This window comes from Bradyrhizobium tunisiense, from assembly GCF_042263385.1.
GTDB lineage: Bacteria > Pseudomonadota > Alphaproteobacteria > Rhizobiales > Xanthobacteraceae > Bradyrhizobium > Bradyrhizobium tunisiense.
Window position 1 is genome coordinate 199,562 of sequence record NZ_JBHLEV010000007.1, and the last position, 15,534, is coordinate 215,095.

Annotated in this window: 12 protein-coding genes; 3 read left to right on the top strand and 9 right to left on the bottom strand. The window is 64.0% G+C overall.

Annotated features, from left to right (window positions below):
* Window positions 1–18 precede the first annotated feature (18 nt).
* Window positions 19–1,395 (bottom strand): GHMP family kinase ATP-binding protein, encoded by a 1,377-nt coding sequence (locus ACFDR6_RS27350; RefSeq protein WP_212091308.1) that lies wholly within the window; start codon window positions 1,393–1,395, stop codon window positions 19–21.
* A 197-nt stretch (window positions 1,396–1,592) separates the two neighbouring features.
* Here ACFDR6_RS27350 and ACFDR6_RS27355 point away from each other — a divergent pair, with 197 nt between their 5' ends.
* Entirely contained in the window at window positions 1,593–3,230 is a 1,638-nt protein-coding gene (locus ACFDR6_RS27355; protein ID WP_375860176.1) for a carbamoyltransferase family protein, read from the top strand.
* 2 nt (window positions 3,231–3,232) lie between these two features.
* Here the strand turns inward: ACFDR6_RS27355 and ACFDR6_RS27360 are convergent, their stop codons facing one another.
* Complete coding sequence (locus ACFDR6_RS27360; protein WP_375860177.1) at window positions 3,233–4,456, bottom strand: phenylacetate--CoA ligase family protein; 1,224 nt, start codon at window positions 4,454–4,456, stop codon at window positions 3,233–3,235.
* Between the two features lie 86 nt (window positions 4,457–4,542).
* On the opposite strand from ACFDR6_RS27360, the gene ACFDR6_RS27365 reads away from it, so the two are divergent.
* Entirely contained in the window at window positions 4,543–5,697 is a 1,155-nt protein-coding gene (locus ACFDR6_RS27365) for an AGE family epimerase/isomerase (protein WP_212091317.1), read from the top strand.
* Here ACFDR6_RS27365 and ACFDR6_RS27370 read toward each other — a convergent pair.
* The 6 genes from ACFDR6_RS27370 to ACFDR6_RS27395 all read right to left on the bottom strand — a co-directional run bounded on the left by ACFDR6_RS27370 (window position 5,694) and on the right by ACFDR6_RS27395 (window position 12,916).
* Window positions 5,694–6,533, bottom strand: a complete 840-nt coding sequence (locus tag ACFDR6_RS27370; RefSeq protein WP_375860179.1) for an ABC transporter ATP-binding protein — start codon at window positions 6,531–6,533, stop codon at window positions 5,694–5,696. The genes ACFDR6_RS27365 and ACFDR6_RS27370 overlap by 4 nt on opposite strands.
* A 117-nt stretch (window positions 6,534–6,650) precedes the next feature.
* A complete protein-coding gene (locus ACFDR6_RS27375; protein WP_375860181.1) occupies window positions 6,651–7,934 on the bottom strand; it encodes an ABC transporter substrate-binding protein in 1,284 nt (427 codons plus the stop codon).
* 44 nt (window positions 7,935–7,978) lie between these two features.
* Window positions 7,979–9,052, bottom strand: coding sequence for a branched-chain amino acid ABC transporter permease (locus tag ACFDR6_RS27380; protein ID WP_212091326.1), 1,074 nt, complete (start codon window positions 9,050–9,052; stop codon window positions 7,979–7,981).
* A gap of 3 nt (window positions 9,053–9,055) precedes the next feature.
* Window positions 9,056–9,949 (bottom strand): branched-chain amino acid ABC transporter permease, encoded by an 894-nt coding sequence (locus tag ACFDR6_RS27385; RefSeq protein WP_212091329.1) that lies wholly within the window; start codon window positions 9,947–9,949, stop codon window positions 9,056–9,058.
* Window positions 9,950–10,166: 217 nt separating this feature from the next.
* Window positions 10,167–12,098, bottom strand: coding sequence for a long-chain fatty acid--CoA ligase (locus tag ACFDR6_RS27390; RefSeq protein ID WP_317243280.1), 1,932 nt, complete (start codon window positions 12,096–12,098; stop codon window positions 10,167–10,169).
* Window positions 12,095–12,916: an ABC transporter ATP-binding protein gene (locus ACFDR6_RS27395; protein WP_212091335.1), complete on the bottom strand. Its 822-nt coding sequence runs from the start codon at window positions 12,914–12,916 to the stop codon at window positions 12,095–12,097. The genes ACFDR6_RS27390 and ACFDR6_RS27395 overlap by 4 nt, the downstream gene beginning before the upstream one ends.
* Window positions 12,917–13,254: 338 nt before the next feature.
* Here ACFDR6_RS27395 and ACFDR6_RS27400 point away from each other — a divergent pair, with 338 nt between their 5' ends.
* The gene (locus ACFDR6_RS27400) at window positions 13,255–13,929 is read left to right on the top strand and encodes a Crp/Fnr family transcriptional regulator (protein WP_317243281.1); all 675 of its coding nucleotides are present in this window, start codon (window positions 13,255–13,257) and stop codon (window positions 13,927–13,929) included.
* A gap of 93 nt (window positions 13,930–14,022) precedes the next feature.
* On the opposite strand, the gene ACFDR6_RS27405 is transcribed toward ACFDR6_RS27400, so the two are convergent.
* Entirely contained in the window at window positions 14,023–15,285 is a 1,263-nt protein-coding gene (locus ACFDR6_RS27405) for an MFS transporter (RefSeq protein ID WP_375860183.1), read from the bottom strand.
* Between the last annotated feature and the right edge of the window lie 249 nt (window positions 15,286–15,534).

Genomic DNA, 15,534 nt, shown 5'->3' on the forward strand with positions numbered 1-15,534 from the left:
CATTCTCGTCTCATATCGTCAGGCCAATCGCGCGGGAAAGCGCGACTTCCACGTTCGCAGCCCGTTCTCTTCGAACATGATGCGCGAGCAGCCATGCCCCTGTTGTTCCAGCGCAGCGATGAGCTGGTAGCGTTCGAACGGCCGTACGAAGAACATGAAATAGCCGCCCCCGCCGGCGCCCAGCAGCTTGCCGCCGACCGCGCCATGCTGCTTGGCGAAATCGTAGATCGCATCGATCGCGTCCGAAGAGATCTTCGAGCTCAGCTTCCGCTTGGCGTGCCAGGCCTCGTCGATCAGTCGGCCGCATTCAAGGAGCTGGCCGCGCAGGAGATGCCGCCGGATGTCGCGCGTCACTTCCTTCTGCTTGGCAGCGGCGGCGACCGCGTCGCGGGTCTCGTGCTGAGCCTTCTGGTCGCGGTGGATGGCGCCGGAATCGCGGCCGGAGCCCGTGTAGCAGAGCACCAGGCTCTCCTCGAGCTCGGCGATGATATTGGGGTCGAGACGCAGCGGCACGATGGTATTCTGGTCGGAGAAGAACTCCATGTGATTGAAGCCGCCGAACACGGTGGCGTATTGATCCTGCCAGCCGCCGGGGATGTTGAGCATCAGCCGCTCGGCCTGGAACGCCATCTCCGCGATCTCGTGGCGGTCCCACTGGTCGCCGCGGAATTCGTTGAAGCAGCCGATGATGGCAGAGGTGACCACCGCAGAGCCGCCGAGGCCGGAGCCGACCGGGAAGTCGGCGGAGACCTCGAGCTCGAATCCATAGGTCGGCTTGATCAGGCGCACGACGGACTTGATCAGCGCAAGGTCTCCGTCCGTTCCGAGTTCTGCGAGATTGTTGGCCTCGATCGTACGACGAAAATCGTGTGAATAGATCCGGATGCTTGAATCGTTCCGGCGCCGCAACGTGGCGTGAGCGTACATCTTGATCGTGGCATTGATGACCGCGCCGCCATCGTTCTCCACGAAATAGTGTGTCAGGTCGGTGCCGCCGCCGGAGAAGCTGATCCGCACCGGCGAGCGCGCGCGCGCGAACACCTCGCTCTCTTCGGACAGATTGAACAGCTCGCGGCTGAACACGTCGACGAGTCGTCCCTCGCCATCCAGGATCGGCACCACGTGCACGCGTTGGTCGAGCAATTTGAGGATCTGTTCGCGCGGACCGCCGGTACGTGCCCAGACGAAGTTGCGATTGATGCAGGTCGCAACCCGGTCCTGGATCGTTGTGCCGGCCAGCATGCGCCTGCGGATGTCGCCGTCCGTCACCGCGCCGACAATTCGTCCGCTCGCGTCCTGCGCGAACAGGATGCCGAGCATATTTGCATTGAGGCGCCGGAAAGCTTCCTCAATTGTCTCGGTCTCGGAGATGGTGACGAGGGTTCGTTCAAGCACGTTTTGGGGTCCAGGAAGGGCCAATTCCAGGCCATATCGCAGCCGAGTTCGTAATACGGGAGCGGCAGGGACGATGCAAGGTTCCTGGCCCCGGGGCATCGCGCCCAAATGGCGGCCATCGAGCGCTCCGGCCACGGGGTGGCCGATTTACTTTGGCGGAGGTTTCTATAGAAGGCTCCGCAAGGGGGCTCGGCGACATGTATGTGATCGGAATCAGCTCTGGGATCAAGCACGGGCACCATGATGGTGCGGCGGTGTTATTGCGCGACGGAGAGTTGATCGCTGCCGCGGAGGAGGAGCGTTTCACGCTGGCGAAGCATGCACGTGGCGAACTGCCGCGTGGCGCGATCGGCTTCTGCCTGAAGCAGGCCGGCATTACCATGCGTGAGGTCGATTGGATCTGCTCGCCGCTGAAGACCTACACCAACTACACCCAGCGTCTCACCGAATATTTCAACTATCAGTTCGGCCACAGCCCTAAGATCGAACTCTACGACCATCACCTCTGTCATGCCGCGAGCTCGTTCTACGGCTCCGGTTTCTCGGAGGCGACCGTTGCCTGCTTCGACTTCTCGGGCGATTCCAGCTCGGGCCTCGTCGCCCATGCGCGCGGCAACGACTTCCGCGTGCTGACGCGGTTCGCCCGCAACAACAGCCTCGGGCTCTATTACGGGATGCTGACGCAGTATCTCGGCTATCAGATGACCAACGACGAGTACAAGGTGATGGGCCTGTCTTCCTATGGCAGCCCTGAATACCTCGACAAGTTTGCCAAGCTCCTGCGGCCGAACGGCATCAACTACGAGCTCGATCCCGATCTCGACAAGCGCAGGCGCGACGCCGAGATTTTCACCAGCGATTTCTCGACCCGGCAGGAGCGCATCTTCACCGAGAAGATGGAGGAGATTTTGGGGCCGCGACGACTGCGCGGCCAGCCGCTCGATCCGCGGCTGACCAACATCGCCGCAAGCGGCCAGAAGCAGCTCGAGATCGTCACCACCGAAGTGATCCGTTCCGCGATCGCCGAGACCGGCTGCGGCGACGTCTGCATCGCCGGCGGTGTCGGCCTGAATTGCAAGATGAACATGGAGATTGCGGCCGAGCCGTCCGTGAAGCGTCTCTACGTTCCGCCTGTGCCGCACGATGCGGGCGTGGCGCTCGGCGCCGCGATGATGAAATGCGCGGAGGCGGGCCACGCGATCGCGCCGCTGACCCACGCTTATTGGGGACCGGATTATTCCAACGACACGATCCGGGAGACGCTCGACAAGATCGGGGCGCGGTTCGAGCTGCTCGACGATCCCGTGTCGCGCTGCGTCACCGATTTGACCGAGCAGAAGACGGTGGGCTGGTTCCAGGGCCGGATGGAGTACGGTCCCCGCGCGCTCGGCAACCGCTCGATCCTGGCCGATCCCAGGCATGCGGGCATGAAGGACCGCATCAACCTCACCATCAAATACCGCGAGGAATTCCGCCCGTTCTGCCCGTCGGTGCTGTACGAGCGCCAGGCCGAATATTTCGAGGACACTTTCGACGCGCCCTTCATGGTGGTGACGTTCCCGGTCAATGAGAAGGTCGCCGAGACCATGCCCGCGGTGGTCCATGTCGACAACACCGCGCGCATCCAGAGCGTCCATGCGGACAGCAACCCGCTCTACAGCCGACTGATCGGCGAATTCGCGAAGGCGACCTCGTTGCCGGTTCTGATCAACACCAGCCTCAACATCAACGAGCAGCCGACTGTGAACGCCCCGCTGGAGGCGCTCCACACCTATTTCTGCTCGGGCCTGGACGTGCTGTATCTCGGCAATTGCCGACTGTCGAAATCGAATTGAGCCTACCGCTCGTCCGCGATCACCTTGCCGTCGTTCGGCAGCGCGCCGGGACCGACCAGATCGACGCTTCCACCGAGTTTCGTCACGGCGCGCAAGCTGGCTGTGACCTCTTCGCGCAGGGCGTCGTTGGCGGTCGCAGTTTCCGCCTTCAGCGTCATTGCGTCGGTTTCTCCCTGTCGTGTAACGACGAGACGTAGTCTTCCGAGCGCGGAATGACGCTTGCCGATCTCGGCGATCTGCTCGGGACGGACAAACATGCCTTTGACCTTGGTGGTCTGGTCGGCGCGGCCCATCCAGCCCTTGATGCGCATGTTGGTGCGGCCGCAAGCACTTGCGCCCGGCAACGCCGCGGTGAGGTCGCCGAGAGCAAGCCGGATCCAGGGATGATGCGGGTCGAGCGAGGTCACCACGATCTCCCCGACGTCGCCGGGCGCCACGGGATCGCCGGTGCCGGGCTTGACGATCTCCATGATCAGGTCCTCGTTGACCACCATGCCTTCACGAGCCTCGGTCTCGAACGCGATGAGGCCGAGATCGGCGGTGCCGAAAGCCTGGTAGGCGTCGATGCCGCGCGCCTTGATCTCGGCCTGGAGGGAGGGCGGGAACGCGGCACCCGAGACCAGCGCGCGCTTGATCGAGGAGACGTCGCGGCCGGCGCTTGCCGCGGCATCGAGCAATATCTTCAGGAAGTCCGGCGTGCCGCTGTAGCCAACCGGGCGGTAAGCCTCGATCAGCTCGAACTGTTGCTCGGTATTTCCGGGCCCTGCCGGGATCACCGCGCAGCCAAGCGCACGCGCCGACGCATCGAAGATGAAGCCGCCAGGGGTGAGATGATAGCTGAAGGTGTTGAGGACGACGTCATCGGGGCGGAACCCGGCCGCGAACAGCGCCCTTGCGCCGCGCCAGGGGTCGGCCTGCCGTCCCTCCGGCTCGAAGATCGGGCCGGGCGAGGTGAAGAGACGGGCAAACGAGCCGGGCGCGGCCGCCACGAAGCCTCCGAAGGGCGCAGAGGCCTTGTGCAGAGCGGGCAGTTCCGACTTGCGCAAGACCGGCAGGCCTGCCAGTGCCGCTCTGGAGGTCACGGCGGCGGGATCGACACCCCTGAGCCGCTCGGCATAGGCCGGCGCGGCTATTGCGGCTCGCAGCACCTCCGGCAGGCGGGAGAACAGATCGACCTCGCGCGCTGCTGGCTCACGCGTCTCGCGGGCGTCGTAATGGGCGGTCATGGCTGTTCTTTCCGTGTTGGCATCCGTTGCGCACCGCCACCGGCATGGGTATCAGACCGCCATTGGCGAGGCCTAGAGGGGACCCGATGGCGGACGTAGGAAACATTGCGGTGGATGAGGCTGCGGACGTGGTCGCGCGCCTGAAGCGCCGCATGATCAACGAGGCGCTGCCGCTGTGGTCGACGGTCGGCTGGGATCATTCCGCGGGCGGCTTCATCGACCGGCTGCATCGCGACGGTACTGCGGATACGGCCGCGCCGCGGCGCGTGTTCGTGCAGGCACGCCAGATCTGGTGCTACGCCAAGGCCGCGCAGATGGGCTGGTATCCCGAGGGGCGCGAAACCGCGCTGAAGGGGCTGGAGCATTTGCTGGCCAAGGCCAAAGCGCCTGACGGCAGGCCGGGTTATGTGCACAGGCTGACGCCGGACGGCGCGGTGCTCGACGGCCGGCGCGATGCCTACGACCATGCCTTCATCCTGTTCGCGCTCGCGACCGTCTACGGGCTCGACCAGGACGCGCAGGTTCGTGCGGAGATCGACGCGCTGCTGGCTTTTCTCGATGGCCGCCTCCGCTCGCCGCATGGGGGCGTGCACGAAGGCCTTCCGATGTCGCTGCCGCGCCGGCAGAACCCGCACATGCATCTGTTCGAGGCGATGATTGCCTGCTTCGACGCGACACACGATCTTTCGTTCCAGAACCGTGCCGGCGAATTCTTCGCGCTGTTCCTGGCCAATCTCTACGACAAGCAGAAGCGCATCCTGACGGAGTATTTCGAGGAGGACTGGTCGAAAATCGAACCGGTCAGCGTCGAGCCGGGGCACCAGGCGGAATGGGTCTGGCTGCTGAAGGGTTTCGAACGCATCACGGGATGTCCGACCGGGCAGCGGCGTGCCGAACTCCTGGCGACCGCGCTGCGCTATCGCGACGAGGCCACCGGCTGCCTGATCGACGAGGGGGACGACATCGGCAACATTCGCCGCAGCACGCGCCGGCTTTGGCCGCAGACCGAAATCGCGAAGGCGTGGATTGCACAGGCCGAATCCGGCGAGGCGGGCGCGGCTGACGAGGCGCGCGCGGCGCTGGTGCGGCTCGAACGGCATTATCTCAGCCATCCCGTGAGGGGTGGCTGGTACGACCAGTTCGATCGCGACGGCAAGTCGCTGATCGACACCATTCCCGCGTCGTCGTTCTATCATGTTCTCTGCGCAGTCACGGAAGCGGAGCAGGTGCTTGAAAGTTAAAGCCAGCGCTTGCGCCGCTTGAAGCTCTTGAGGTTCTTGAAGCTCTTGCGCTGGTCGCCCGCACCTCCGAGGTAAAATTCCTTGACGTCCTCGTTGTCGCGCAGCTCATCGGCGGTGCCGTCGAGCACGACCTTGCCCTGCTCCATGATGTATCCGTGGCTCGCGACCGACAGCGCGGCGCGCGCATTCTGTTCGACCAGGAGAATAGTGACGCCGAGGTCGCGGTTGATCTTCTGGATGATCGAGAACACCTCTTTCACCAGCAGTGGCGACAGGCCCATGGAGGGCTCGTCCATCAGGATCATCTTCGGGCGCGCCATCAGCGCACGGCCGATCGCGAGCATCTGCTGCTCGCCGCCGGAGAGGTAGCCGGCAAGCCCGGTGCGCTCCTTCAGGCGCGGGAAATAATTGAAGACCATGTCGAGGTCGGCGTCGACCCCGCGGTCCCTGCGGGTGAAGGCGCCCAGCTTGAGGTTTTCCAGTGACGTCATGTCGGCGACGATGCGCCGCCCCTCCATCACCTGGAAGATGCCGCGGCGGACGATCTTGTCGGGGTCGATGCCGTCGATCCGCTCGTTGTCGAACACGATTTCGCCGCGCGTGACCTCGCCGTCCTCGGTCTTGAGCAGCCCGGAGATCGCCTTCAGCGTCGTCGACTTGCCGGCGCCGTTGGCGCCCAGCAGCGCCACGATCGCGCCCTTGGGCACGTCGAGGCTGAGGCCGCGCAGCACCAGGATGACGTCGTCATAGACGACCTCGATGTTGCGCACGGCGAGGAGGGGGGCCGACGCCAGGGCGGTTGTCTTGGCGCGAGATGCTTCGAGGGTGTCAGTCATTGGGGAGCCTTGCTACGCTCGTCATGCCCGGGCTTGTCCCGGGCATCAACGTACTTAGTGCCGTGAGGTCAGACGTGGATGGCCGGGACAAGCCCGGCCATGACGTCTGAGTTTGCGTTACCAGCCCAGCAATTCCGGCTTACGCGGCAGCTCGACGGTCTTGACCTTCTCGAGCTTGATCGTGCCCTTGGTCATGAGATCGTTGAGGTCGCCGTCGGTCGCGCCCGAGATCTTGGTGCGATAGAGATCGACCTTCATCGTGCCGCGATGGTCCTTGTCGGTCCAGGTCGAGGGATTGCAGACGCCTTCCATTCCAGCCGGCACCCAATCCTTCTTCTGGTAAAAGCCCTTGGCGACGTTCTCACCGGTGGCACCGCCATTCTTGGCGGCCCAGTCGATCGCCTCCTTCATGTAGAGCGCCGAGCAGACGGCCGCGACGTAGTGCACGGGGCGATAGACCTTGCCGCTGGCGTCGGACATCTTCGAGATTTCCGTCAACGTCTTCATGCCGGGCGCATCGCCGCCCCAGCTCACCGCCGTGCGCAAGGGGAAGATCACGCCGTTGGCGGCATCACCTGCGGTCTTGGCGGCGTTCTCGTCCATGCCCCAGACATTGCCCATGAACTGGATCTCGACGCCGGCGGTCTTGCAGGCCTTCAGAACCGAGATGTTGGAGGCGGCGGTGTTGCCGAGATAGGCGTAGTTGGCTCCCGAAGATTTCAGGCTCAAGCACTGGGCGCTGTAGTCGCCCGGCGCGAGCGCGAACACCAGCGGCGGCAGCACCTCGAAGCCGAGCTCCTGCGCCATCGCTTCACCGGCAGCCTTCGGCGCGTTCGGATAGGGATGGTTGGCGCCCATATGCACGAATTTCGGCTTGCCGGACTTGCCCTTGGCCTTCCAGTCCTCGGCGGCCCACATCAGCATCGCGCGCAGTGCGTCCGAATAGCTCGGGCCATAGAAGAAATTGTAGGGCGCGGGCTTGGCCTTGCCGCTGATGCCTCCGGGATCGGTGAGGGCGGCGGCGTAGGAGCCGGACATGTCGGGGATCTTGTCCTGGGCGAGGAAGCCGGTCAGCGCCTCGGTGTCGGCGGTGCCCCAGCCCATGATCGCGGCGACCTTGCTGTCCGGCGCCGACCACTTCTTGTAGAGCGCGATCGCGCGGGGCACCTGATAGCCGTAGTCGTTGGTGTCGAGGTTGAGCTGCTTGCCGCCGACGCCGCCGTTCTTGTTGACCCAGGCGAACGTGTCGGCGACGGCCTGGCCAAAGGGCGTGCCGACATCGGAGGTGCCGCCGGAATAGTCGGCGAGGTGCCCGATCGCGATCTGCGCCTGCGCGCCCGCCGAAAATGCGGCGATCGCGATGGCGAGCGATGCGGTGCTCAAAAGGGACTTCATCGTCATGGGTCGGTTCCTCCTGTTTATTGTTTAAGTGAAGTTGCCCGCGCTCAATGCGAGAACGGGTAGAGTTTCCAGTATGCCTTGATCTGCCGCCAGCGATGCGCGAGCCCGTCAGGCTCGAACATCAGGAATGCGATGATGATCACCCCGATCGCGATCTCGCGTAGGAAGGTGATGTTGGTGTTGAGCGACAGCGCCTTGTCGATCACGCCGCCCTTCAAATAGTGGCTGATGAACTCCATCCCCTCGGGCAGGAGCACCACGAAAGCGGTGCCCATCAGCGTGCCCATAATCGAGCCGGTGCCGCCGATGATGATCATGGCGAGGAACAGGATCGAGCGCTCGATGCCGAATCCTTCCTGGGAGACCACGAGTTGGTAGTGCGCATAGAGCGCGCCCGCGATGCCGGCGAAGAAGGCGGCGAGGCCGAACGACAGCGTGCGGTACTTGGTGAGGTTGATGCCCATGATCTCCGCGGAGAGATAATGGTCGCGGATCGCCACCAACGCCCGGCCGTCGCGGGTGCGCATCAGATTGGTGACTAGGATATAGCTCGCCAGCACATAGGCCAGCACGACGTAGAAGTATTGTTTGTCGCCGCGCAGCGTGTAGCCGAAGATCGAGAACGGGTTTGCGCTTGCCGGCACCGAGCCGCCCGAAAACCATTCGGCACGGGAGAAAAAGTCGAGCAGGATGTATTGCGCGGCGAGCGTCGCAATGACGAGGTACAGCCCCTTCAGCCGCGCCGCCGGGATGCCGAAGACCAGGCCGACCAGCGCAGTGACGACGCCGGCGAGCGGGATTGCGAAGAATACCGGGATCGGCGCGTTGTTGGAGATGTAGGCCGAGGTGAAGGCGCCGAGCAGGAAGAAGGCCGCGTGCCCGATCGAGATCTGGCCGGTAAAGCCGACGAGGATATTCAGACCGAGTGCCGCGATCGAGAAGATGCCGATCTGGATCAGGATGCTGAGCCAGTAGCCGCTGAAGAACTGTGGCGCCAGGCACAGCAGAAGCACGCCCGCGATAGCGAAGTTGCGGCTGGTGGTGGTCGGGAAGATCGTGGTGTCCGCCGCGTAGGAGGTACGGAAATCACCAGCAGGAATGAGGGCAGGGCCGGCCATGGGTCAGATCCGCTCGATGTCGTGGGTGCCGAACAGGCCGTAGGGCTTGATCATCAGCACGATGATGAGGACGTAGAACGGCGCGATCTCGTAGAGATTGCCCCAGTGCAGGTACTCGCTGTCGACATATTGCGCGACATTCTCGAGCAAGCCGATGATGATGCCGCCGAGCACGGCGCCGCCGACGGAGTCGAGCCCGCCGAGGATCGCAGCGGGAAACACCTTGATGCCGTAGCCGGCAAGGCCCGAGGAAACGCCGTTCACGACCGCGACGACGACGCCTGCCACCGCGGACACGGTCGCCGAGATTGCCCAGGCCATCGCGAACACGCTCTTCACGGAAATGCCGAGCGACTGCGCGACCTGCTGGTTGAACGCCGTGGCGCGCATTGCGAGGCCGTATTTCGATGCGCGGAAGAACCAGGCCATTCCGATCATCATGGCGACGGAGACCACGAGGCTCATGACATAGACGGTTTGGATCTGAAGGCCGAGCAGGCTGACGGACTGGCTCTCGAACACGCGCGGGAACGGCTGCGGATTGACGCCGAACATCCATTTCAGCGTCGCCTGGAGCACGGTCGACAGGCCGATCGTCACCATGATCACGGAAATGATGGGCTCGCCGATCATCGGACGCAAGATCAGGACCTGGATCGCGATGCCGAACACGAACATGAACACCAGCGTCATCGGCATGCCGATCCAGAAGGGCACCTGGTACTTCGCCAGCAGGGCCCAGCACACCCAGGCACCGACCAGAAGCAGCTCGCCTTGCGCGAAATTGACGACCTGCGTCGCCTTGTAGATCAGCACGAACGACATCGCGACCACGCCATAGAGCGTGCCGACCACGAGGCCGTTGACCAGGAGCTGGATGAGGAAATCGGTGTTCATGTGATGCTCGCGGACAGATGCGGCGCGCTCTTCCCCTCTCCCCTTGTGGGAGAGGGTGGCTTCGCGAAGCGAAGACGGCTGAGGGGGTGTTTCGGCAGTGACGATGCGGAGAGATGATCCCTCGCCCGAGTGAGGGTGTGGCTGACATCGGGGAGGCCCTCTCCCTCAAGGGCAGAGGGCGCATCATCCGGCATCGCGCGCTGGGCGGGAAGCGAGCTCACTCCGCAGCCTCCGCCATGTGCCCATGCCCGCCGAGATCCACCACGCGCAGCGTCGTGCGGACGCGCTGCGTGGTGCCGTCCTGGAAGCGGATCACGGTGTCGACGGGGATGTCCGCATCGCCGCGGTAGATGGCGTCGATGATCCCGGCGTATTTCTCGTTGATGACGCTGCGGCGCACCTTTCTGGTGCGGGTGAGCTCGCCGTCGTCGGCGTCGAGCTCCTTGTAGAGCAGCAGGAAGCGCGAGATGCGCTGGGCCGGCGGCAGCGTCGCGTTGACGGTCTCGACCTCCTTGTGGAGCAGCGCATAGACTTCGGGCCGCGAGGCGAGGTCGCTGTAGGTCGTGAACGAGAGGCGGTTCTTCTCCGCCCATTTGGAGATGATGGAGTAGCGGATGCAGATCATTGCTGCGAGCGCATCGCGGCCAGCCCCGAGCACCACGGCTTCGGCGATATAGGGCGAGAATTTCAGCTTGTTCTCGATGAATTGCGGCGAGAAGCGTTCGCCGCGCGAGGTCTCGGCGAGGTCCTTGATTCGGTCTATGACGACGAGCTGCTGGTTCGCGTTGAAATAGCCGGCGTCTCCCGACAACATCCAGCCGTCCTTGATGTCGGCGACGCTTGCTTCCGGGTTCTTGTAATAGCCAAGGAACATGTTGGGGTGCCGCACCACGATCTCGCCGACGCCGTGGATGTCGGCATTGTCGATGCGGATCTCGACGCTGTCAGACATCGGCACGCCGGTGGTGTCAGGATCGACCTTGCCCTCGGGATGCAGCGTATAGGCTCCCAGCAGCTCGGTCTGGCCGTACAGCGTGCGCAACGGCACGCCCATCGCCTGGAAAAACTTGAAGGTCTCTGGGCCGAGCGCGGCGCCGCCGGTCGCCGCCGAGCGCAAGCGCGTGAAGCCAAGGCGGTCGCGCAGCGCGCGGAACAGGATCGCGTCGGCAAGACCGGAGCGCTTGCCCTGCGCGAGCGCGGCCAGACCCGACTTCATGCCGACATCGAACATGCGCTGCTTTAGGGGCGTCGCGTCCATCACCTTGGCGCGAACGTCCGCGGCGATCGACTCCCAGACGCGGGGCGCGAACAGAACGAACGTCGGCGCGATCTCGCGCAGATCGTTCATCATGGTGTCCGGCTCTTCGACGAAGTTGATCTTCATCCGGCACAGGAGGCCTTTGCCGAGCACGTAGACCTGTTCCATGATCCAGGGCAAGGGCAGCACCGAGACGTATTCGTCGTCGGGGCCCTTCGGGTCAAAGGCGAGATAGGTGGCGCAATGGCCGAGCACGCGGCCAGCCGCAAGCATCGCCAGCTTGGGATGCGAGGTCGTGCCTGAGGTTGTGCAGAGGATCGCGACATCCTCGCCCTTGGTCGCGTCCACTAGGCGATCGTAAAGCTCCGGCTCCCGCGCGGCACGTGCCCGGCCGAGCTCGGCAAACGTCTCCGCGGACATCAGTCGCGGGTCGTCGTATTTCCTCATTCCGCGCGGATCGGAATAGATGATGTGCTTCAGCTTCGGCGCGCGCTCGGCGAGGGTGAGGAGCTTGTCGACCTGCTCCTCATCCTCGGCGAAGACGAGCTGCGCCTCGCCATAGTTGAGGAGATAGGAGGCCTCCTCGTCAAGCACGTCGCGATAAAGTCCGAGGCTGAGGCCGCCAATGGCGTGTGTCGCCACTTCCGCTGCCACCCAGTCCGGCCGGTTGTCGCCGATGATGCCGATGACGTCGCCGCGGCCAAGGCCCACTTCGAGAAGACCGAGTGCAAACTCGCGCACGCGGGTCTGATAGTCGTTCCAGGTGAACACCCGCCAGAGCCCGAGATCCTTCTCGCGCAATGCGATCTCGTTGCCATGCTCCTTCGCGTTGAGCCGGAGCATCTTCGGATAGGTGTCGGCCTTCGCGACGCGGCCTGCGTAATCCATCATGCCGCGCTCTCCTGCGCTGGCGGAGCGTCGTCGGGATCGACCAGCACCTCGTCTTCCTCGCCGAGATAGGCGCGCCTGACGTGGGGATCGGCAAGCACGGTCGCCGGGTCACCCTCGGCGATCTTCTTGCCGAAATCCAGCACCATGACCCGATGGGAGATGTCCATCACCACGCCCATGTCGTGCTCGATCATCACCACCGTCATCCCGAACTCCTCGTTGAGGTCGACGATGTAGCGGGCCATGTCCTCCTTCTCCTCGAAGTTCATGCCGGCCATCGGCTCGTCGAGGAGGATGAGACGCGGCTCCAGCGCCATGGCGCGGGCGAGCTCCACGCGCTTGCGCAGGCCGTAGGAGAGGGTGCCGGCGGTGGCTTTTCGCACCGACTGGAGATCGAGGAAGTCGATGATCTCCTCGACCTTGCGGCGGTGCGCGAGCTCCTCCTTGCGCGCGCCGGTGAGCCAGTACAGCGAGCCCGTGAGGAAATTGTTCTTCAGAAGGTGATGACGCCCGACCATGATGTTGTCGAGCACGCTCATGTGGTGGAACAGCGCGAGGTTCTGGAAGGTGCGGCCGATGCCGAGCGAGGCGCGGGCATTCGGCGTCAAGCCGGTGATGTCGCGGCCCTGGTAGAAAAGATGGCCCTCGGTCGGCTTGTAGCGGCCGGAAATACAGTTCACGATCGAGGTCTTGCCGGCGCCGTTGGGGCCGATGATCGAGAACAGCTCACCCTCCCTGATGGCGAAGCTGACGTCGGTCAGCGCGCGGACGCCGCCGAACCGCAAGGACACGCCGCGCACTTCAAGACTGGTAGCCACCAAACGAATCCCTCCCGGTGATGGCGCACTTCAGTGGCGCTCTTCGTCCGTTCCTTCCGGGCGATCCTAGTACGGTGGTGCCGGTGAGGCCATGCAGCAGATGGTCTCGACCGGAGCCCGCGCCACTCTCGTTCCCGTTTGGGATCAAAAGCCGCATTGCCCGAGGTGGTCCTCAATAGGGGATAGCGCTATTTTGAAATGTCTCCCGGCTGACAATTCTGCGACAAAGTTTGCCGGGCGGCTGTGGCCTTCATCTTTCGTCGGATGGCGGTCGAAATCATCATGCTGCATTGCAGCAGAAGGCGGAGCGACGGAACGGTGCGGCTGGCGGCGAGATCATGATTTCAGAAGATCATCTGAAGCGCGTCGCCGCCTGGTCGCGCGAGCTCACGCGAGCGGAGATCGAGGTCGCGCGGGCCGGAATCACCGAGCGGTCATACGGCACCGGCGAGACCGTGTTCATGCGCGGCGATATTTTTGCCTATTGGGCCGGCATGGTGGGCGGCCTTGCCCGCATGGGCGGCGTCTCGCGGGACGGCAAGGAGACCAGCCTTGCCGGGCTGACGGCGGGGGCCTGGTTCGGCGAGGGCAGCGTGCTCAAGAACGAGCCGCGCCGCTATGACGTGGTCGCGCTACGCGACAGCCGCGTCGCTCTGATGGAACGCAGTGCCTTCATGTGGCTGTTCGAGAACAGCGTCGGCTTCAACCGCTTTCTGGTGCGCCAGCTCAACGAACGGCTCGGCCAGTTCATCGGCATGCTCGAGGTCAACCGCACGCTGGATGCCACCGCGCGCCTCGCCCGCAGCATCGCCTCGCTGTACAACCCGATCCTCTATCCGGAATCGACGGCGCATCTGGAGATCACCCAGGAGGAAATCGGCGCGCTCTCCGGCATGTCCCGCCAGAACGCCAACCGGTCGCTGAACCGGCTGGAGAAGGAGGGACTGCTGCGGCTGGAATATGGCGGCATCACCATCCTCGATATCGAGCGGCTGCGCGGGTACGGTGACTAGAGCGTTTTCGAGCGAAGTGGATACCGGTTCGCGTCAAGAAACCGCGTCAGAACGAGAATCCAGAATCTCGTTCCGATTCATCGGAACGAGACTCTAGCGCGCATTGGCGGGGGCGTGCGTCGGCCAGAGATCAGCGCGCCAGCGGATCGCGATCGCCAGCATCGCGATGAAGCCCGCGGCGGCATAGAGCGAGCCGGTCGCGGAATAGCCGATGATGTCGATCAGGCTGCCGGCGGCGAGCAACCCCAGCGGCAGGCCATAGATCACCATCATGCGCACACCCATGACGCGGCCGCGCAGATGGGCACTCGCCGTTCGCATCAGGATCACGGCGGCCGAGATCATCGACATGCTCTGCGCGATACCGGCGAGAACGAGGCAGGCCATCGCCACCGGCATGGTCCTGACCTCGACGAAGATCAGTAGCATGGCGTACCAGGCCAGCGTCGCGCCGATCAGAAGCCGGGCAATGCGCAGCCCGCTGACGAGACTGAGCGTGATAGAGCCGATCAGCGAGCCGACGGCGAAGCTCGCCGAGAGATAGCCGAGGCCGGTCTGGTCGGTCTGAAAGATCTCTCGCGCGATATAGGGCAGCAATCCGCCGGTGAAAGGAAAAGCGGTGAGGTTGGCAAGGAAAGCGACGCAGAGCGCCGCGCGCATTCCCGGGCCGTTCCACGCGTAGACGATCCCCTCCTTGAGGTCGCCGAACAATCGCGAAATGGCGCGGCTGTCGGCGGGAAGATCGGTCGTGGTGATAATTCTCTTCGGCCGGGTCAGGCAGAGCATGAGAAGCGCGGCCGAGAAGTAGAGACAGGCGATCGCGACATAGACGAGGCCGATGCCGAGGACGGCGAACAGCCCGGCGCCCGTCAACGCTCCGGCGATGCGGGCGCTGTCCTGGGTGGTGCGTGCAACGCTGATGGCGCCCACCAGTTGCTCGGGCGGCATGATCTCGGCGAGCAGCGCGCCCCGGACGCCCAGATCCGAAGGGCGGATCAGGCCCATGATCGCGACGATGATCATGACGCTCAGCGGCGACAACTGTCCGGTCAGCGCCAGAACCATGATGGTCGACGAGAGCACCGTATAGGCCAGACGCATCACGACCAGCAGATCGCGATGGCCCATGCGGTCGCCGATCATGCCGAACACCGGCGCGACCAATGTCCCGACGAACTGGAGCGAGGCAAGCACGGTGAGCAGCAGCACCGAGCCGGTCTCGACCAGGATGTACCAGCCGAGCACCAGCGTCTCGACCTCGAAGGCCCAGGAGGTGAGCAGGTCGGACGGCCACTGGAAACGATAGTTGCGGATGCGGAATGGCGCGAGCGCGGAAGGTCGTGCGGCTGTGTTCAAGATGCGATGACGGGTTTCACGGCGATTCCCTGCCCTTATTATTCGTTCTTCTGTTCGTGAGCGTAGTACCGGTGACGCGCGTGTCAATTGACGCTACGGCATGCCGCCATGCTTGCCGACAATTTGCGCTGCGCCATGAATCACTTCGCGCTGCGGCCGGCTTTCGATCCGCCAGTGCACCCGCAGCATTGCTTCGCCGTCTGATCCGCTACGAAGGGGGGACCAGTCGCCGCCGCTTGCTCTTCCGGT